General features: G+C 35.3%; 14 protein-coding genes. 8 read left to right on the forward strand and 6 right to left on the reverse strand.

What is annotated here, in order from left to right:
* Positions 1–36 precede the first annotated feature (36 nt).
* From O0550_RS13405 to O0550_RS13425, 5 genes are all read left to right on the forward strand, one after another.
* Complete coding sequence (locus O0550_RS13405; protein ID WP_258426588.1) at positions 37–795, forward strand: M23 family metallopeptidase; 759 nt, start codon at positions 37–39, stop codon at positions 793–795.
* A 358-nt stretch (positions 796–1153) separates the two neighbouring features.
* Positions 1154–2266 carry a DUF6094 domain-containing protein gene (locus tag O0550_RS13410; protein ID WP_268900759.1) on the forward strand — a complete coding sequence of 371 codons (1113 nt, stop codon included), beginning with the start codon at positions 1154–1156 and terminating at the stop codon, positions 2264–2266.
* Positions 2267–2356: 90 nt separating this feature from the next.
* The gene (locus tag O0550_RS13415; RefSeq protein WP_258426590.1) at positions 2357–4870 is read left to right on the forward strand and encodes a DEAD/DEAH box helicase family protein; all 2514 of its coding nucleotides are present in this window, start codon (positions 2357–2359) and stop codon (positions 4868–4870) included.
* 686 nt (positions 4871–5556) lie between these two features.
* Positions 5557–5697: a hypothetical protein gene (locus O0550_RS13420; RefSeq protein WP_258426591.1), complete on the forward strand. Its 141-nt coding sequence runs from the start codon at positions 5557–5559 to the stop codon at positions 5695–5697.
* An 88-nt stretch (positions 5698–5785) separates the two neighbouring features.
* Positions 5786–6625 (forward strand): hypothetical protein, encoded by an 840-nt coding sequence (locus O0550_RS13425; protein ID WP_258426592.1) that lies wholly within the window; start codon positions 5786–5788, stop codon positions 6623–6625.
* A gap of 226 nt (positions 6626–6851) precedes the next feature.
* Here O0550_RS13425 and O0550_RS13430 read toward each other — a convergent pair whose 3' ends face one another.
* The 5 genes from O0550_RS13430 to O0550_RS13450 form a co-directional block, all read right to left on the reverse strand.
* On the reverse strand, positions 6852–8825 hold the full coding sequence (locus tag O0550_RS13430) for an insecticidal delta-endotoxin Cry8Ea1 family protein (RefSeq protein WP_258426593.1): 1974 nt from the start codon (positions 8823–8825) through the stop codon (positions 6852–6854).
* An 807-nt stretch (positions 8826–9632) separates the two neighbouring features.
* Complete coding sequence (locus tag O0550_RS13435) at positions 9633–11636, reverse strand: insecticidal delta-endotoxin Cry8Ea1 family protein (protein WP_258426594.1); 2004 nt, start codon at positions 11634–11636, stop codon at positions 9633–9635.
* 68 nt (positions 11637–11704) lie between these two features.
* The gene (locus O0550_RS13440; protein ID WP_258426595.1) at positions 11705–12247 is read right to left on the reverse strand and encodes an ABC transporter permease; all 543 of its coding nucleotides are present in this window, start codon (positions 12245–12247) and stop codon (positions 11705–11707) included.
* A gap of 856 nt (positions 12248–13103) precedes the next feature.
* Positions 13104–15098 carry an insecticidal delta-endotoxin Cry8Ea1 family protein gene (locus tag O0550_RS13445; protein WP_258426596.1) on the reverse strand — a complete coding sequence of 665 codons (1995 nt, stop codon included), beginning with the start codon at positions 15096–15098 and terminating at the stop codon, positions 13104–13106.
* Positions 15099–15172: 74 nt separating this feature from the next.
* Positions 15173–15706, reverse strand: coding sequence for an ABC transporter permease (locus O0550_RS13450; RefSeq protein ID WP_258426597.1), 534 nt, complete (start codon positions 15704–15706; stop codon positions 15173–15175).
* A gap of 494 nt (positions 15707–16200) precedes the next feature.
* On the opposite strand from O0550_RS13450, the gene O0550_RS13455 reads away from it, so the two are divergent.
* Positions 16201–16377 (forward strand): hypothetical protein, encoded by a 177-nt coding sequence (locus O0550_RS13455; protein ID WP_258426598.1) that lies wholly within the window; start codon positions 16201–16203, stop codon positions 16375–16377.
* A gap of 394 nt (positions 16378–16771) precedes the next feature.
* On the opposite strand, the gene O0550_RS13460 is transcribed toward O0550_RS13455, so the two are convergent.
* The gene (locus tag O0550_RS13460) at positions 16772–17374 is read right to left on the reverse strand and encodes an NAD(P)H-dependent oxidoreductase (protein ID WP_258426616.1); all 603 of its coding nucleotides are present in this window, start codon (positions 17372–17374) and stop codon (positions 16772–16774) included.
* A 108-nt stretch (positions 17375–17482) separates the two neighbouring features.
* Here O0550_RS13460 and O0550_RS13465 point away from each other — a divergent pair, with 108 nt between their 5' ends.
* Positions 17483–17860, forward strand: coding sequence for a winged helix-turn-helix transcriptional regulator (locus O0550_RS13465; RefSeq protein ID WP_258426599.1), 378 nt, complete (start codon positions 17483–17485; stop codon positions 17858–17860).
* Positions 17861–18426: 566 nt separating this feature from the next.
* Entirely contained in the window at positions 18427–21000 is a 2574-nt protein-coding gene (locus O0550_RS13470; RefSeq protein ID WP_258426600.1) for a J domain-containing protein, read from the forward strand.
* Positions 21001–21005 lie beyond the last annotated feature (5 nt).

Genomic DNA, 21005 nt, shown 5'->3' on the forward strand with positions numbered 1-21005 from the left:
TGGTAAATTATATAATTCTAGGAGATAAATGGAAAGATGATAAGAAAATTTATTGCAAGTACTCTGGGACTTACTCTGCTATCTTCACCTTTTGTGGGGAGCAATCAACCAGTATACTCTAAAGGTGAGAACCCTTATGCTGATTTTAATTGGTATTACGTGACGGACGTAACGGAATACAGTAGGGGTTACTCTTCAAAGCATAGAGGGCTGGATATTTTAGCATATAAAGATCCAGTCTACAGTCCACAGGATGGAAAAGTTCTCAGTGCCGGATATTTTAAGGATGGTGGGAATTATGTAGCTATTATGACCACTGACAGATCTCCGGATAATAATAAAAAATTGGTTATAAGAAACCTACACTTAGAATCCAAAAAAGTGAAGACCGGGGAGAAGGTAGAAAGAGGCCAAAAAATCGCTATATCAGGAAATACTGGTGAAGATTCAGATGGATACCATCTGCATATTGATGTCAATGATGCTGAAACCTATGATGGAAAGAAGTTCTCCAGATCGAATACGATCGATCCTAAATACTTTTGGCCACGAATCTTCAATGGTCCCACCTTGGTACCACATGAGTATGTAGATTCTAATCTTGAACCAGACTATGATAATCCTGAATGGTATTTTGAAGATACCCTCGTTGAATATGTTGGTGAAGATACCTTCTTAAATTGGCTTTCTGATCAACCTGAAGAAGAAAAAACACTTAGTAACTTCAAACAGGCTTTTAATATTTCGGACAAGCTAGAGAAATCATTGAAGGAAACGACTATAGAGAAACAATAGTTATAAACAACAAAATAGCCTCGACTAAGATTTACAGTTAAAAAAGTCAAATAAAAAACTCGATTTCTTCAAATACAAAAATGAAATCGAGTGCGCTCACAAAGGGGCTTTTGTGTAGTAAAAATTCCATACTACTATATATTACTTGTAAAAAACAATAACACGCATGCACTGACATTAAGAATTTAAACTCTAATACGTATTCTAAACTTATGGTTATAAAAATTGTTTATTTTGTTTTCTTTGTTAGATATAATACTGGACAATACTTGTTTTCTTTTTGGAAAGTTTGATTAGACTTTGTTTCTAAAAATAGAAAGTCCATTTGTTGGACATTAGCTCCCGTATAGGAGAGCTTTTGTACATCAAATGGACTTTTTTATTTGTTAAAGAAAACAAAATTTTATTTAGGAAGGGGATAATATGTAAGATGTCTACACTTGCATCTCAAAGTCTTGGGGGGTTTTATAAAACCCCTCTCGAGGTCTTAAAGCATGTATGCAATAAACTCAAAATAGAAGAAGGCAGCTTGTTTAATATTTTGGATACATGTGCAGGTGAAGGAGAAGCCTTACGATTTATTCAAGATTCTTTGGAAAAACAGGGAGGCAAAATCTGCTCATTTGGTAATGAACTAGAAAAAAGTAGATATGAAAAAGCAAAAAAGATACTGAATCATACAGTACATGGTGGATATGAAAGCCTGAGAACGTCTCCTTTTCATTCATTTTGGTGGGGAAATCCTCCATATGATAACGGATATCTTGAAAGAATGGAAGTAAGTGCATTTCGACTCCACACCTATAAAAATGAAAAACAAATCCTCCAAAGAGGGGCTCTAGTTTGTTTTTGTGTTAAACAAAAGGTATTATCTGATCTTGCAGAAATTGTTTCTAGTAGACTGGATGGAATTCGTGTGTACCGATTCACAGACGAACACTATCCGCGATTTCAACAAGTAATTATCTTTGGTTATTTTAATAAGCCAAACATGAAAAATAGACTGGAGATAAAGAAATATCTGCAAGAGGTGGCCATTTTAGGTCCAGAAGCCTTACCACCTATTGATATTCCAGATAATATAACATTTTCAATACCTCCATCTTTAAATAAAATTGATTATTTTAGAGGGGACCGGCTGAAAAACACAGAGCTTTGGGAGGATCTGCAACAATCAGCTGTCTTTGATGAGATCGAACATCTATTTTTACCTACAGGTCTCAAGGAAGATAGCAAGCTTAAAAGACCGATACTCCCTTTAAAACCTGCTCATATGGCATTGGTTCTTACAGCAAATGCCATTGACGGGAATATGGGCGACTTTTGGGTTAATGGTTACACCAAAATTGAAAAAGAAAAAAAAATTATAGAAAATGACGATGGGAAGCCAGTAAGAGAGGAAATAACATCTAAACCTATTCCGTTGGCAAGAATTTTTCATCCACACTACGGAATAGTAGAACTAAAATAATTTGTCAGCAAAATTAATGAGAGGAGGGTAGCCCTTTGTAAATAGATAAGGGCTGCCCGCCTACTTATCTATTTTGCTAAGGGGAACCAAATGGATAACACGAATTGGACAATTGAAATTCAAACTCCGGAAAGAAACTTTGAAGGTATTCTCCACTACTACATTACTGATAAAGAAAAGACTCTAATATCTGCTTCAGTAATGGGTTATGAAACAGTTGTCAAAGCTCTTTTTGCAGCAATTATTGAGAAAAGAAATTCATATGTAGATGGTATCCAGCTTAAATCGATTCCTAACGCAGCTTATCGGTACAAAATGAAACCGATCGGTTTAGGAGATGTTTATCATGGAATAATTATTCCTAGAAACAGTGTATGGAATGACATTACGGATGATTTAGCAGATAAACCTAATGTAGAACCAATAATTTTGGCACCTGATGGTGATATTTCCTTTGCAGTAGGAAGATATCTTGTTAAGAGATTTCATCTACCAAATTGTTGGGAAAAAGATTACTATTATCTTATACCAAATAACCTGCGAGAAACCCTTGTAGTAACTTCTAATCCTAACTTTCCAATATGGCACAAGTTAAAGGCAGTAAGATTAAAAATATCTGAAAAAGCTATGCTTTCATTAATTGAAAAGTCAATGAAAGAAGGTATATTGCAAATTCCCACACAAAAGGAAAAAATAAACGGGGTTTTTGATCCTAAATGGACACTTCGTGAGTTTATTAAAAATAACGCTGTGCCATTCGCGAAAAAACTCTCTACTATTAAGCCTTATTTTGATCCATCTACAGATACTCTACATTGGGGATTTCGTTTAATGAAGCGGACTCCCTTTCCTGCTCAAGCATATAAGGCCCAGGGCTTAGTAAATGCCATGTTATCAAGAGATTTCAAAAGTGAATTATACGATATTGGAGACATGGGTACAGGAAAGTCCATCAGTTTAATTTCTGTTCTTTTGTTATACCACCTCATAAAACAAGAAAGAGGGAGAACTAAAGGAACAAGTTGTATCCTTTCTGCCCCATCTATAACCCTTCAAAAATGGAAAAGTAAAGAGTTCGAAAAAACTATCCCCGATTTCGCTAAGGTAGAAATATTACATTCAACAGAAGATGTTATTCGGTTAGTAAATAAAATTAGAGCCGGACATAGACCTCATAAGGATGACATAGAAGTATATATGATCTCAATAGATCGTGCTAAACTAGGTCATGAGCCTTACTTTGCTGGTATTTTCAAAAAAATTTCTAGTAAAGAACATATGGAAAATGACTTTGATCATGCTTGGCATTGTCCAGACTGCTTCCAAGTTTTATCGATTCCTACTACAGATAAAGAAGAGAGGAAAATAGCGTTCTATTGGGACATCGTTTCTAAAGGGAGATATCCTACTCCACAGGATATCAATAAAGCTAAAAAAATTGGCAGTACAACAGCAAAAATGTTAAGCGGGAAATCTATGATCGAAGATGGCCTATTACTGCCAAATGGGATTCCAATGGGATTTGTTTCAAAATGGAATCATCAAAGTAAATTAAGAAAATGTCCTCATTGTCATAGTGTTTTATGGAGACCTGCACTAAAAAGTAGGTTCGAAACGAGAAACAAGCCAAGATATAATCCATCGAAAATATTGAAAAAGACTAAAAAATACTTTGATCTTTTCTGTCAAGATGAAGTTCAAATGACTGCTGCCGAATCTTCTGGTCGTGGCGATGCTTATGACAAATTAGTTCGTTGTGCTAAACAAACTTTAAATTTGACAGGAACGTTAACTTCAGGAAAAAGTACAAGTATCAAAGAAATCTTATGGAGAGCTAATCCCAAATCACTGATTGAAGAAGGATTTAATTATGAAACTGGGATGGTGCAATGGGCGAGAAGATATGGTGTTCTTAAGGAAGTAATTGAAATAGAGGCAGGAGACACTGGTGTAACAACTAGGAGATATCGAAAGGCTTTACAGCCTAAGGAGGAACCAGGTATTGCTCCTGCTCTTGTGGTTAACCATATCCTGCACAAAGCTGCCTTTACTGAACTACGTGATCTAGGAATACCGCTGGTAGAATTAAAGGAAATTCCTCATATTATTCAAATGGATTCTGTTCATGAAGCGGAATATAGGATATTTCATCAAAATTTATATAACACCTGCAAACTTAGAAAAAAATGGGGGAATTTCATTCCAGGCACTATTAATTATGCCAATAGACCAGATATTGCTCCAAAAATTTCTTTTAGGGATGACAAGGGCCATGAATATTTCGTTACAGCCCCGTCATTAAACTATAAACATGCTAGTTTAAGATGGTTAATTGAAACCGTAAAAAAAGAGCTACAGGAAGATAGAGGAGTTGTAATCTACAATAAATATACAGATTCTTACGGACTAAATGAATATATCCAGGAACATCTTTCGGAAGAGGGAATCGAATCTGAGATATTATCAACTTCAACGTCAACTCTCCAACGTTTTGAATGGCTTCAAAAACAGGAAGAAAGAGGAACTAAAGTTCTAATTACACAAATGTCTTTGGTTGAGGTTGGATTGGATATGAGTGCGACACGTTCCTCTATAACCGCTTAGCGGGAAATGAGGCACTAGGATTAGCTTACTAGCTAAGCTAGGAGAAGTATTGAACTGAATTGTAGGGGGAAGCTCCCTGTCGGAATAAACGGTAAGAATTCCGAGGCTAATCTACTGCATGCGTCTGTTACTGATACAGCAGATGTATGAAGCCAGTTGAAGACGTAACCCAAGTAACCTAAGTCTCTAAAAAGAGATATGGTGAAGTGGTGCGGGTCGTAAGTAGCTCCCATGGTGACGAAAGAAACCCTTGTCTGAAGCTTCGTAAAGCGCCACTATTCGAAAGAGTAGCCAAAAAGGGTAGTTGAGTGTGGATCATCTGTTCATGTTGGATGATCGACGGCATCCTTGAAATAGGATGTCAGGTGTAGGAGGAATTTACCGTTAAACCTACATCAGACCGACCGGAGTAAAAAGGGCACCTAAAGGAGTGAAATTATACTAAGTTCAATGCAACGTGTGAACTTCGGAAGTGGATGTTAAGCCTAATCAGAGGTAATACCACTAAGTCGTAGGAAATGACGACTGTATCTGAAGGGCAGCAGCCCGTAGTAGCATAGAAGCAGAATAATATCTGTGGAGCGAAGGGGCATAGTCGGACGGAAAACTAACCGCTAACTTTTCAGTCGTATGCAAGTTAAAAAGCTAATTCTAGAGGGACCCGAAGTTACATGGGGGTGATCTCTATGAAGGATCACAGACTGAAAATGGAAACAGATAGCGACTTAAAAAGAATCCAGGATCAACTATATTCGGAAGCCAAAAACGGAAAACGCAATTTAAAGGATCAAAAGAATACAAGAAACTGGAAAGCTATCGAAAGTTAGTCAACAAGGGTAGTTAAGGTCAATCTGTTCGATGGAACGCGGAATGACGGGAAACTGTCACGTTCCGTGTGAAGCGGGGGAAAAACTGGTGATTACATCAAAGGTTTACCTATCGCTATTGCCGTGGCCAACATACATATACAATCAATTAGACTATTCTATCAATAAAATTAGACAATCTAGTAGAAGAGGTTGGCGAATTGGACAGGATCGAGAGGTAAGAATTTATTATCCCGTTTATGAGAATAGTCAGCAATTGGATGTTTTTAGAACTATTATGCAAAAAAGAGCACATGCCTTATTGGTAGAAGGGAGAATTGATCGATCAGAATTAGCACAATACGGAATTGATTCTCAAACAGCTATGGCGACGGAACTTGCAGTGAATTTAGATAGTGCTAATATAGCTGAAATGTGGAAAAAGCTAGCTGCAAAAGATATAGATGAAGGATTAGAAACTGTATCTGAGGAGGAATTCAAAAAAGTCTTACAGTTAAAAATGAATCAGTTGGCTGAAGAAACTCTTAAACTGTGCCAACCTTCCCCAAATAAATCAGTTGAACCAAATTTTGAAGTATTGTTCATGAATTGGATTCAGAGCTTCAATCAGTTCTTCCGTAGAAAGTTTAACACATACAAAGATCAAATTATTGAAGAAATACGTAAGGGAGGAATACCTGGTTTTAGCTACAATCCACTTGAGCTAACTTTTGATCAGAAAGAAGTATTTGGTTTAATAAGCAGTGAAACTAAAGTGTATAATTATATAATATCCTACGTGAAAAAGGAAAGTGGCATTTCCAGAGATCAAGTATATATAATGAATAAGCAGATTAGTTTTTTTGATCTTCTTGAGCCAAAGCCAGTATCAAGTAGCCAACAAGTTGCCATTCTGGATACTGGCCAATTACAAATTGAGTTATCATGAGAGATTCATTTAATATTAAGAGAAGTAGCTACTAATGGGGCTACTTGTTTTTGGCAAAAATAGCAGAGAAACGATGTCTCTCAGGAATCAAGAAACTTATTAAACAGCAAGTTAAAGCCAAGAAGAGCACCAAAATTAAGCAGCTTCTTGGCTTTAACAAATATTCCTACTTATTCACCCACACATACAAATCCCATACCTTCTCAAAGACAAAAGTAAATATGATTTAATAAAGAGGTGAATCATTTACTGAAAGCAAAATGATATTCATTACATCGATTGGACTAGATGAACTTGCAGTAATAGTCAAGTTTAATCGGGATTGTGCATTTAAAACAAAAGTGGAAGGTAATACGAAATCTTTAAATTTTGAATCGTTGTCTATAACCCCTTCGTTATCTGTACCGGTGTCGAACTGTCTTAACGCCCCTACCTGTAAATTATCAACAGTTGGAACTATAGTTCCGCTTCCAGATAATCTCAAATATAATCTGTAGTTATCTAGCCCATTCCCTGAAAGAGTGTAATCTATACTAGTAGATCCTGTTATGCGGAGTGAGTCACCACTATTTCCATAATTCTCTCGAATATGGACAACAGTTGGTCTTGAAACAATAGTCGGATGCAATGGAGATACAGTGAAACCCGTACCTTCATTAGGTGCTAAATGTATAATGGTACCATTTTGAGATGTACTAGCTATATTTGCTTTTCTATTATAAACACCGATAACTTTATCTACACCATAAGTGGAAGTTATGGGTCTATTTTCTCCAAAATATAACGGTTTTGTATCTTGAATTGTTTCGTTTACTTGTATAGTTGCAGAAATATTCGTAATATAATAATCTGGATAGTACGTCCAATCACCAAGAAAGGAGGGACCACACGTACCATCATTACTTCTGAAGCCGTCACTACGAAGGTATCCACCAGCACCTGCTGATCCACCAGTAATTTCATGGAAGCGGGTAGAGTAATATGGTACATCTATTGGATTTCGTAATACACAATTAAATGAAATATTATCAAAGTCCATTGGTATATCAGCTCTAGCTTGTTCTTTGATTTCGTTTGAAGAAAGCTGAACTCCAACTGTTGCTCCTAGTTTCCCACCTACATAAGATGTATTAATATTATAAAGGATATCTTGAGAGTACTGTCCAAAGATAGGATTATGATAATACCAGCGCCAGGCGCGCACTGATACCCCTGACAGTACATAATTCGAATTCGCTTGAATATAGGAGTTAAAGAACGGCCAATACGAGATCGGATAACTGCCCTCGTTAATAGTATTATTTCCTATATTATATAAATTTGCACTAGTGCTTATAAATAGGTTTTCATATTTAAGCAACGACCAAATTGAAACAAAGTCTAGTACATTTAATGTCATAAACGTTTTAAATTCTACCATGTTATCTAAAGTTGCTCTTGGATAAAATCTTGCTTTAAATTCAGTATCATAGGTGGTTAAACAATAATTAGAGTGTTTTACTACATATTTTTTAAGATATCCCTTATACGTGTTCAATTGAGCTGCAGGTATACTCCAATCATCAGCATGAATGATAACATCTCTTATAAAGGTTAGATGAAGAGTAGCTGCTTGTACATACAAAGGTAATAATAATACTTCATAGCCACTTAATCGGAACTGTGGCAATCTATTAACAAATAAATGTTGCATGGTATTAACAGAATCAATGATTGAGGCTGGTGCAATCTCAATTCTGTTTTGTAAAAAATCATCTACTTGCTCGTTAAAGGTTCTTATGTTATTCTCCAAACCCTCTAGTTCTCCTGACACACGATTCCAGGTCAAAGTATCAAGTTGTTGCTTAACAAATTGTTCTGTTGCTCGTAAAATTTCTTTCATCATTAGTATGCTGTAATTAGGAAATAAAAGGTTTTTCAAGTATTGTAATAATCTTCTTTTTGCTTCTTTTTTTAATGCATCAAGAAGAACACCGGTAACGATCCTTACAATTGCTGGTGTAAACAAGGAAGGGCTATTTTCTTTCCATTCTGTCCATTCATTTGATAATTCATGTATAGTTCTCCTGCGAAAAGGATTTTTTCTCATTGTATTTACGGGAATAAAATCATTGGTAACTAGATCACCACTAATAAAATGGTCATTCATAGAAGTTAAATTATTCCTGCTGAAGTTATTTCCATTAAACTTATTGTTCATCCAATCCCCTCCTTATAGTCATTGGGCTTGGCTATTTATCCAACTAAATGGTTCCAGCTTATGGTGATATCTATCCTATGTATAATGAATTTAAAAGTTCCCCATAATTTTAAAGAACTGACAATGATCTTCAGGTATAGAGATTGCTTTCAAGCGTAGACTACTACATTATGGTAACCAAAGGATGATGGGGGATGCATTCCACACTATAGAGGACATGATTCACACAAATACTTTCTATGCAACAAATAGAAATTTCTTGAGGCTCAAAACATCTGTTTATTCACAATTAGTTTCCACTTCTACATTGACAATAAAAAGGGATATATCCTTTTATTTTAACCTGTGTAAGTCAACTTCTACATTACCATATCATCAACTTTTGCCGTTTTTCTGCATGTTTCTGTAACGACCCCTAACAACGTTTTCCTATATTACTCATGCCGCAAATGGTATATAGGTGCAGAAGATGAAAAATGGGATAAAGAGAAAAAATAAGAAAGAACGAGCGAAGAAATCCCGTGAAGAACGAATGAATGAAATTATAAAGGAATTGGGGTTAGCAATGAAAAAATAACGATTATAAGATACCCAAACACTACTATACAAACTTTCACCTAAAGTATTGGGGATTCATGCAAAAGCGGGTGAAATAATTATGTCTCGTCAGGAATCCAGATACTCAACTGCAAGTTAAAGCCAAGAAGAGCACAAATTAAGCAGCTTCTTGGCTTTAACAAATATTCTTACTTATTCACCCATACATACAATTCCATACCTTATCAAAGACAAAAGTAAATATATGATTTAATAAAGAGGAGAATCATTTACTGAAAGCAAGATGATATTCATTACATCAATTGGACTAGATGAAGTACCCCTAATATTTAAAGTTAATCGAGATTGAGCATTTAAAACAAAATTGTTAGGTAAATCGAAATCATAAAATTTCGAATTGTTATCTATAACTCCATCGTTATTATTACTTGTATTGAACGCATTTACTGTCCCTATCTGTGAATTATTAACAGATACAGTTACGGATCCACCTCCAGATAATCTCAAATATAATTTGTAGCGTTGCCCATTTCCTGAAATAGTGTAATCTATATTGGAAGTTCCTGTTACGCGAAGTGAATCACCACTATTTCCATAATTCTCTCGCACATGGACAACAGTCGCTGATGAAACGGTAGTCGGATGCAACGGAGATACAGTAAAACCTGTACCATCATTAGGTGCTTGATGTATAATGGTACCATTTTGAGATGTACCAGCTATATTTGATTTCCTATTATAAATAGCGATACCTTTATCTACACCACCCTTAGAAGTTATGGGTCTGTTTTCTCCAAAATATAACGGTGTAGTATTTGGAGTTGTTTCGTCTGATTGTACAGTTGCAGAAATATTCGTAATATAATAGTCTGGATAATATACCCAATCACCAATAAAGCCAGTTCCAAGACCGCACGTACTATCATTACTTCTATAGTTGTCACTACGACCGAATCCACTATTTACTGCTCCATTTCTAAATTCATTGAAGCGAGTAGCATAATATGGTACACCTATCGGATTCCGTAATGTACAATTAAATGAAATATCCGTAAAGCCTGTTGGTATATCAGCTCTAGCTTCTTGTTCTATTTGATCTTCGAGTTCGGTTGCAGACAACGGATTTCCAATTTGTGCTCCTTGTATTCCACCTACATATGATGTTCTAATATAAAATAGTTGATCTTGATAGTATGTTCCCCAGATGGGATTTCTATAAGACCAACGCCAGGCAAACCCTGATACCCCAGATAGTACATGATTCGATTTAGCTTGAATATAGGAGTTAAAAAACGGCCAATACGAGATCGTATAACTGCCCTCGTTAACTGTATTATTTCCTATATTATATAAATTTGCACTAGTGCTTATAAATAGGTTTTCATATTTAAGCAATGACCAGATTGAAACAAAGTCTAGTACATTTAATGTCATAAACGTTTTAAATTCTACCATGTTTCTTAAAGTTGCTCTTGGATAAAATCTTGCTTTAAATTCCGTATCATAGGTGGTTAAACAATAGTTAGAGTGTTCTGCTACATATCGTTTAAGATATCCCTTATACGTGTTCAATTGAGCAGAAGGTATATTCCAATCATCCGCGTGTATAATTACATCTCGTATAAAGGTTAAATGAAGAGTGGCTGCTTGTGCATATAAAGGTAATAATAATACTTCATAGCCTCTTATTTTGAACTGAGGCATTCTATTAACAAATAATTGTTGCATGGTATTAACAGAATCTATGATTGCAGTTGGTTCAATCCCAATTCTGTTTTGTAAAAAATCATCTACTTGATCGTTAAAAGTTCTTATGTTATTTTCCAAACCTTCTAGTTCTCCTGACACACGATTCCAGGTTGTAGTATCAAGTTGTTGCTTAACAAATTGTTCTGTTGCTCGTAAAATCTCTTCCATCGTAAGTGTGCTACTACCAGGAAACAAAAGATTATGCAAGAATTGTAATAGTCGAGCTTTTGCTTCTTTTTTTAATGCCTCAAGAAGATAACCGGTAACTATACCTACAATTGCTGGTGTAAACAAGGAAGGACTATTCTCTTTCCATTCTGTCCACTCGTTCGTTAGTTCTTGTACGGTTCTCCTGCGAAATGGATCTTCTCTTAATACATTTACGGGAATAAAATCATTGCTTGACGTATATTCATTTGTAACTAGATCACCACTAATAACATTGCCATTCATAGGAGTTAAATGATTTCCGCTGAAGTTGTTTCCATTAAAGTTATTGTTCATACAATAACCTCCTTATAATTATTAGGATTCTAAACCAACCAATGATTCAAGATCACATGCTTGTCGTTTTACAGATCCTTTGCATAATGAAATTGAAAGTTCCCCATAATTTTAACGAACTGACAATGATCTTCACGTATAGGGATTGTTTTCAAATCACAAACGACTACATTATGGCAATCCAAGTGATGATGGGGGATGCGTTCCACACTACATTTCAGTACATGATCCACACAAACACTTTCTGAACAACAAATAGAAATTTCTTTACTATGATGCTCAGAAGAACATCCTGTTTGTTCACAAATTGGTTTCACTTTTACATTAGCAATAAAAGGGATACATCCTTTTACTTTTAACATGTGTAAGTCAACTTCTGCATTACCGCAGTCATCAACTTTTACCGTTTTTCTGCATGTTTCTGTTACGAGCCCTACACAATTCAGAAGATAAACCAACTTTGGTTTACAATAAGATGTAAGTTCAAATCCATGAGGGATAGGAATCACACAACAAAACGGCACCTTTTGATATCCTTCCGGTGTAGAATGGAATGGTAATTCTGAATTAGAATGAAGTGGGCTCTCCAAATGATCATGATTAGTATTCATTTGCTTGACATCACCTCCTTTCACCGTTTTCTAACTGTATTTGGTGAACAAGATGCAATCTGCTTAATCACTCTATTCAGATTTATTAATTAAGTTCTTGGTTCCAAGAAAATTAGATGTCTTACACTAATATCGCCTTTGGTTACAGAAGAATATATGTATAACAGGTTGATTTCATTCCTCAAATAATTTTTTGAGGCACCAATATATATTTATGAGAAAAATGATAAACAAGGAGGGAATGAATTTACCGAAAAATGTAATTAATCTATTTAAGAGCTTATCTGGTTTTAATTGTTTTTGTTTTAAACCATTTTATTCTAGGAATCACAATTATAATGGTTTGTAACTTTTGGGGTTTCAAAACAAATTTAATACCACAAAGAACTAAAATGCTGAAGGGTCTGAGTACAACTACGATGCTGTTGGCTTTAACAGTCACTTCTTCAGCATTTTCCTATATTACTCATACCGCAAATAGTAATAGGATGTAGAAGATGAGAAGGGGGATAAAGAAAAAATAAGAAAGAACAAAGAAATCCCGAGAAGAAAGAATGAAAGAAATAATGAAGGAATTGTATAGAGGTTAACAATGAGAAAAATAACAATTATAAGATACCCAAACACTACTAAACATAAAGTATTGGGAATGCATGGAAAAGTGGGTGAGAAAATTATGTCTCATCAGGAATCCTCTTTGTCTAACATTGCTCCTATTTCGGCTCAGATACTCAACAGCAGGTTAAAGCCAAGGAGAGCACAAATTAAAGAGCTTCTTGGCTTTAACAAATATCCCTACTTATTCACCCACACATACAAATTTACATCTTCTCAAAGACAAAAGTAAATATTTGATTTAATAAAGTGGAGTTTCATTTTCTGAAAGAAGAATGATATTCATTACATCAATTGGACTAGATGAAGTTGCAGTAACTTGCAGTTTTAATCGGGATTCTGCATTTAAAACAAAAGAAGTACTACCGAGAGCGAAATCTTTAAATTTTGATCCGTTATCTGTAACTCCTTCGTTATCAGTACCTGTATTGAATGATACTACATACCCTGACGGTCCATTATCAACATTCGTTAATATGGATCCACCTCCAGATAATCTCAAATATAATCTGTAGCGATCTTGCCCATTTCCTGAAAGAGTGTAAAATATTATTGCAGTTCCTGTTATGCGTAGTGAATCACCACTATTTCCATAATTCTCTTGAATATGGGCAATACCTGGTGCTGAAATACTAGTCGGATGCAATGGAGATATCGTAAAACCAGTACCATCATTAGGTGCTTGATGTATAATGGTACCATTTTGAGCTGTACCAGCTATATTTGATTTCCTATTATAAATAGCAATACCTTTATCTACACCACGATCAGAAGTTATCGGTCTGTTTTGTCCAAAATATAACGGTGTAGTATTTGGACTTGTTCCGTCATCTTGTACAGTTGCAGAAATATTCGTGATATAATAGTCTGGATAATATACCCAATCACCAATAAAGCCAGTTCCAAGACCGCACGTACTATCATTACTTCTATAGTTGTCACTACGACCGAATCCACTACCTAATGCTCCATTTCTAAATTCATTGAAGCGGGTAGCATAATATGGTACACCTATCGGATTCCGTAATGTACAATTAAATGAGATATCCGTAAAGCCTGTTGGTATATCAGCTCTAGCTTCTTGTTCTATTTGATCTTCGAGTTCGGTTGCAGAAAGCGGAGAGCCAATTTGTGGTCCTTGTATTCCGCCTACATATGATGTTCTAATATAATAAAGTGAATCTTGGTAGTATTCTCCCCAGATGGGATTTCTATAAAACCAACGCCAGGCAAACCCTGATATCCCAGATAGTACATAATTTGAATTCGCTTGAATATAGGAGTTAAAGAACGGCCAATACGAGATCGTATAACTGCCCTCGTTAACAGTATTATTTCCTATATTATATAAATTTGCACTAGTGCTTATAAATAGGTTTTCATATTTAAGCAATGACCAAATTGAAACAAAGTCTAGTACATTTAATGTCATAAACGTTTTAAATTCTACCATGTTTCTTAAAGTTGCTCTTGGATAAAATCTTGCTTTAAATTCCGTATCATAGGTAGTTAAGCAATAATTAGAGTGTTCTGCTACATATCGTTTAAGATATCCCTTATACGTGTTCAATTGAGCAGAAGGTATATTCCAATCATCCGCGTGTATAATTACATCTCGTATAAAGGTTAAATGAAGAGTGGCTGCTTGTGCATATAAAGGTAATAATAATACTTCATAGCCTCTTATTTTGAACTGAGGCATTCTATTAACAAATAATTGTTGCATGGTATTAACAGAATCTATGATTGCAGTTGGTTCAATCCCAATTCTGTTTTGTAAAAAATCATCTACTTGATCGTTAAAAGTTCTTATGTTATTTTCCAAACCTTCTAGTTCTCCTGACACACGATTCCAGGTTGTAGTATCAAGTTGTTGCTTAACAAATTGTTCTGTTGCTCGTAAAATCTCTTCCATCGTAAGTGTGCTACTACCAGGAAACAAAAGATTATGCAAGAATTGTAATAATCGAGCTTTTGCTTCTTTTTTTAATGCCTCAAGAAGAAAACCGGTAACTATACCTACAATTGCTGGTGTAAATAAAGAGGGACTATTTTCTTTCCATTCTGTCCATTCGTTTGTTAATTCTTGTATTGTCATCCTGCGAAATGGATCTTTTCTCAAGACATTTATGGGAATAAAACCATGGCATGGTGTACAATCATTTGTAACTAGATCCCCACTAATAACATTGTTATTTATGGGTGTTAAACCATTTCCATTAAAGTTATTGTTCATACAATAGCCTCCTTATAATTATAGGATTCTAAATCCAACCAAATGGTCCCAGCTCACATGCTTGTTTTCAGATCCTATACATAATGAAATTGAAAGTTCCCCATAATTTTAACGAACTGACAATGATCTTCATGTGTAGGGATTGCTTTCAAATCACAAACGACTACATTATGGCAATTCAAGTGATGATGAGGGATACGTTCCACACTACATTTCAGTATATGATCCACACAAATACTTTCGGTACAACAAATAGAAATTTCTTTACTATGGGACTCAGAAGAACATCCTGTTTGTTCATCTATTGGTTTCACTTCTACATTGGTAATAAAAGGGATACATCCTTTTACTTTTAACATGTGTAAGTCAACTTCTGCATTACCGCAGTCATCAACTTTTACCGTTTTTCTGCATGTTTCTGTTACGAGCCCTACACAATTCAGAAGATAGATCAACTTTGGTTTACAATAAGATGTAAGTTCAAATCCATGGGGGATAGGAATCACACAACAAAACGGCACCTTTTGATATCCTTCCGGTGTAGAATGGTATGGTAATTCTGAATTAGAATGAAGTGGGCTCTCCAAATGATCATGATTAGTATTCATTTGCTTGACATCACCTCCTTTCACCGTTTTCTAACTGTATTTGGTTAACAAGATGCAATCTGCTTAATCACTCTTATCCGGTTAATTAAATAAGTTCTTGTTGCCAAGAAATTTAGATGTCTTATACGGTGATACAATACCGAATACACAAGCTTGATTACAGAAGAATATATATGGTCAACAGGTTGGTTTAATTCCCCAAATCATTTTGGAGTGCATCAATCATTTACAATCTGTAATTACCCTACTCAAATTAATCAATAAGTCCTTGTCGCCAAGAAAATTAGATGTCTTATACGACGATTAAATATACAATCCACAAGCGGCTATTCAAGCTTTTCTGATACAGAAGAATTTATTCAATAGGTTGGATTTGATTCCTCAAATAATTTAGTGAATGTTTATAATCATTCCCGCTTACAATCAAATACCAAATACCAAATAACATTAATAAAACGAAGAATAAATTGAATCTTTTGCTGAGAGAAAGAGAGATGATTGTATTGGATAAAGAATATATTCCCTATTCAGGTGTAATTGAAGTTCTTAACGATGGCAAAACACTCCGTTATGATATAGCGGACGGATATGCTTTGCTAACGCTACAAGAAAAATACGAGTATACAATAACACTCAATGAAGACGGGAACATTGTGAATACACATACTTGAAGTATCCGGAATATTATGAGGTTGATTAATGGGGTATTTAAGGATGGATGGTATGTGGTTTAAATAACAGTTCATGAAATTAAAAGAAACGAATAAAACTAAAATTGGTTGATTGTTTTAGTAGTTGTTTCGTTGTCTCTATCCTTTTTTCCAAAATATACAAAGATACAGAAGAATAATTCTCATTTTTAAACTGAAAAATCATTATGTAGAAACGTCCGGATATTTCTCGTATTCGGACGTTTTCTCGTTTCCTAACCACTGTTCACTTTTCTATTTATTCAGTGCGGCTCCTAACTCTCATCCGATCAGCCAACTTTCCCCAAGGTATTTCGATTGCTTTTTATCCCCATTGCATTAAAACTGATAAACATTAAAAACAACTTTAACCTGCTTATCTATCGACTTGAATACTTACTTCTTCTAGTTGTTTTAGATAGTTACGAAGGCGAATCTCTGGATTTAATTCTATATTGGTAATATGCTCTACATACTGAACCGCACTTTGGGAGATTTCTTGGTCACTGATTCTATTTGAACGATATTCAACAAAAGGAGCAAGATAGGTCATGCCTACTAAATTTGCAGATGCCTGGAACGGCTTTGTCAGTTCGCTTACTGAAAATAAATTATATCCACCGGCTTGATAAGAATGTTCAGGTGAACCGATGGACATGGCCATAACCCATTCCTTTCCTCTCAATTTCGTTCCACCAGGCCCATGAGCCCAACCAAAAGTAAACACTTCATCAAACCACTTCTTTAAAAGTGAGGGGCTACTGTACCAGTACAAAGGAAACTGAAAAACGATACGATCATGACTAAGGAGTTGTTGTTGTTCAAATTCTACATCAATGGGTTGATTACGATATTTTTCATAGAGATCATGAACGGTTAAACCCGGTACACTTAAAAGAGCCTCTTTCCACTTTTTATTTACTCGAGAGGATTCAATGTTCGGATGTACAACGAGTACTAGTGTTTTCATATTATCAATTCCTTTCATTCTTTTGATATCATCATTATATGGTGTATATTAAACTATAGTAAGTACGCACATTAATTGTATATAGTATCAAAAAATATACTGTTAGGGGTAGATGTCATGAGAAATCGAAAAATTGGATTTGATTATTCTTCTAACTTGGAAGCATGTCCAGTGGAGACAACATTGGATGTGATTGGTGGTAAATGGAAAGGTATTATCCTTTATCATCTCATTGACGGTAAAAAGAGGTTTAACGAATTTCGAAAACTTCATCCTTGTATCACTCAACGTATGCTTACTTTACAGTTAAGGGAGTTGGAACGAGATGGAATAATTCACCGCGAGGTTTATAAAGAGGTCCCTCCAAAAGTAGAATACTCTTTAACGAAGTTTGGGAGGACTTTGGAACCTATTATTTTACTCATGAAGGATTGGGGAGAGAAGCATAAAGATAGAATCAATAAAATGGAAACATCACTTAAAACCGAGGATTAAATATAAAGTTAGATATAAATTACTTCATCAGTAACTAGTCTTGATGTTCCTTGACAAAATCCTCACCCGACAAAATTGGGTATCTGTGGATTTCTTTGTCGAGCTTAACCCCCAGCCATGGATAACACATATCACTTCCTGCTACAGGTGCCCAGGTATTCCTATCTCCTAGAGCGATGGTTTAGCTTGCAATCAGCACTCTAGACCGCAAACATTGTATTCTAAGACTCTGTTATCGAAGCTAAGTCCCGAGCAGTTTCACGGGAAAAACACACGCACCCTGATTAACAAGGCCCTAGATACACTACCGGAGCGCTACGAGGCGGCTTTATATCTCTTTAAACATGATTTCTTCGTTTGGCGTATGGAAAACTACCAGTAACTTGTAACTATTCCTCTTCAATAGATATGTTTTGCACCTGAATCCTTATTATTATCTAACTAAACCTTACATAACAGAATACATAAAGAAATGTAATCAATCAGATAATATTCCGATTTATATAAGGTACTCATTACTGATCGTTTTAGCTATTTACTATCTAAATTGTTAAGGAGATCGTTACATGAACATATGGGAATTATTAGGGATTTCTCCTTCACTTGAAAGTAAAGTGATTAAACAGGCCTACGCAAATAAATTAAGATTTTATCACCCTGAACGTAATCAAGAAGATTTTCAAAACTTACGAGAAGCATATGCACAAGCACTACATAAAGTAAATTATTATAGAGAAGAAAAGCAACCTTTCCTAGCTAATCAGACAGTAAAGGATTGTGAATCAGAACTCGTTACAATAAAGAATACCACACCAATTCATGAATCTGCTTTCTCATATCTATCTACTGAAATGAGAAATCTTAGTGTTGAAGCTGCTAGTAACCTTTTTATGAAGCAAATGGAAGCTTTATATAATAATCCATCCAATCGAATTAATATATCTATGTGGAAAGATTTACTGAATACTAAACAAGACTGGCAGCCTAGCTTAAAAGAATCACTAAGCGAGCGTGTGCTGACTTTTTTACAAGACAATTATTTTTTACCTCAGCCGGTATGGGTGCTGTTTAATGAGGTTTTCATGTGGACGGAACAAGAAATACAATTATATGAATCCTATCCAGAAAATTTCATCGATCACTTATTGGAGAAAGTGACCGAAACTTGGGGATTACGCTATGAATTTTTTCCGAAAGACGCCGATATGGATAACTTTATCGAGTACCGAGACGACGCTCATGTTGCACTAACTAGCAATAATTTGGATTATGCCTACGAGTGTTTGTTAGCTGCACAGAAGTTATACACAAATGACCCTGATTTACTGAGATTGCTAGGGACATATTTTGTTCGCGTCGGCGAAAATGAACAAGCAATCGACACTTTTAACAAGCTTATTGATATTTACCCCGCTGACATAGACGGATTTATTAATCGTGCCAAACTGACTTTTGAGACTGGTGACATGAATCAAACGTTCTCGGATTACCAATATATATTGGAACAAATGCCTGATCACCTACAAGCAATGAACGGGTTAGCCCGTTGTTATTTATCGTATAATAGATTATTTGAGGCAAAAATACTGTTTGAGATTACAATTGAGAAACATCCGTACGATTTAGACTCAAGAATTTGGTTGTATAAAGTAAACAAGCTACTCTTGGAAAACACCCTAAATGAAGTAGCATGTTCCCCGAGCAATATCGAATTAAAGCTCACATTGGCACAACTTTATTATGACTTAGAATTGTATCAAGAATGCTGTCAGACGATCAGAGAGATCCAATCGCTTAGCACGCTTCATTCTGATATGTTTTTGCTGTGGGGGAAAGCTTTGTCCAAACAAGGCCAACTGAAGGAATGCTTGAAGATATTTAATAAAGCATTCGATCTTGCTCAAGGAGAAGGTCTTAATGGCTTTGATATTCTCGTTGAACACGGGATCGCTCATTTAAAATTGAAAAATGGTAAAGGCGCGATCAGCAAGTTGTCTGAGGCACTAAAAATCAAACCGGATGATACTCGAGTTCTAAGTCTTTTATCTAATGCTCATCAAATGATTAAGGATTGGGCTATAGGAATATATTTTGCCGATCGGGCTATTGAAGTTAATCCTTTGAATTGGCAACCTTATGTATACAGAGGGATTTGCCATTATAAATTAAAAAATTATAGAGAAGCAATACAAGACCATGCCGTTATGTTAGAACATGAATATCAATCGGAAGATGCTTGGTATCGAAAAGGCATGTGTCATTTTCAACTTCAACAGTATGAAGAAGCATCAGAGTGTCTGTCTAGGGCACTAGCATGGGGACATGACAAGTATACCTACTATTATCTAGCGACAGCTCACTATAAGAATAATGATTTTGAGTCTGCTTTAGAAGCTATTCAAAAATGTAAAGAGCATCACCCTGAAGATTCTAACGGATATGTAATAGAAGGTGATATTTATCGAGCAATAGGAGATTATAACGCTGCCAAGGAAGTCTACTGTAAAGGGTCAGAACTATTTCCGGATGATTATTACCCTTCTCAAAGAGCCCTATATGTATTATTAAAGGAATGGAACAAAAGTGAATTTAAGAGAATTGATAAATTACTAGTTCGATTAATAAAATGTGAAGAATCAGATATGCAATGGGTACTGCTTGAAGGTATCCGATTTCTATTGAACGCTAAATCTTGGAAGAATGCACTGATTTTGACGGAAAAATATATCAAACTGTATAGTAAGAAAGGCAATTTTGTACCATTAGTTCAGTTTTATTCAGGCGTTGCTTATTTTCATGAGGGATTATATAAGGAAAGTCTTAATCATTTGGAACAAGCCTACAAGTCAGATCATCGGAACTACATTAACATTTACTTGAGCATGGCATATTATCAAACAAAGAATATGGAAAAAGCTCTCGTTTATGCTGATCAAGCATGTCTGGACGATCCAGAAGATAAGGATTATCAATTGTGGTATGAGCAACTTCAACATCATATTAATGGTAAGAGGATTCTTTGGGGTCTATTCAAAATTAAATTGAAATCTGTAAAAATACCTGAAAACATCTATCTAGAACATCAAGAAGTAACTGAAATAGAAGATTTTCACTACATACTTGCTAACAACAATGAATGAGGGAG

The sequence above is a fragment of the Brevibacillus halotolerans genome (assembly GCF_026891775.1).
Taxonomy (GTDB): Bacteria; Bacillota; Bacilli; order Brevibacillales; family Brevibacillaceae; genus Brevibacillus_B; species Brevibacillus_B halotolerans.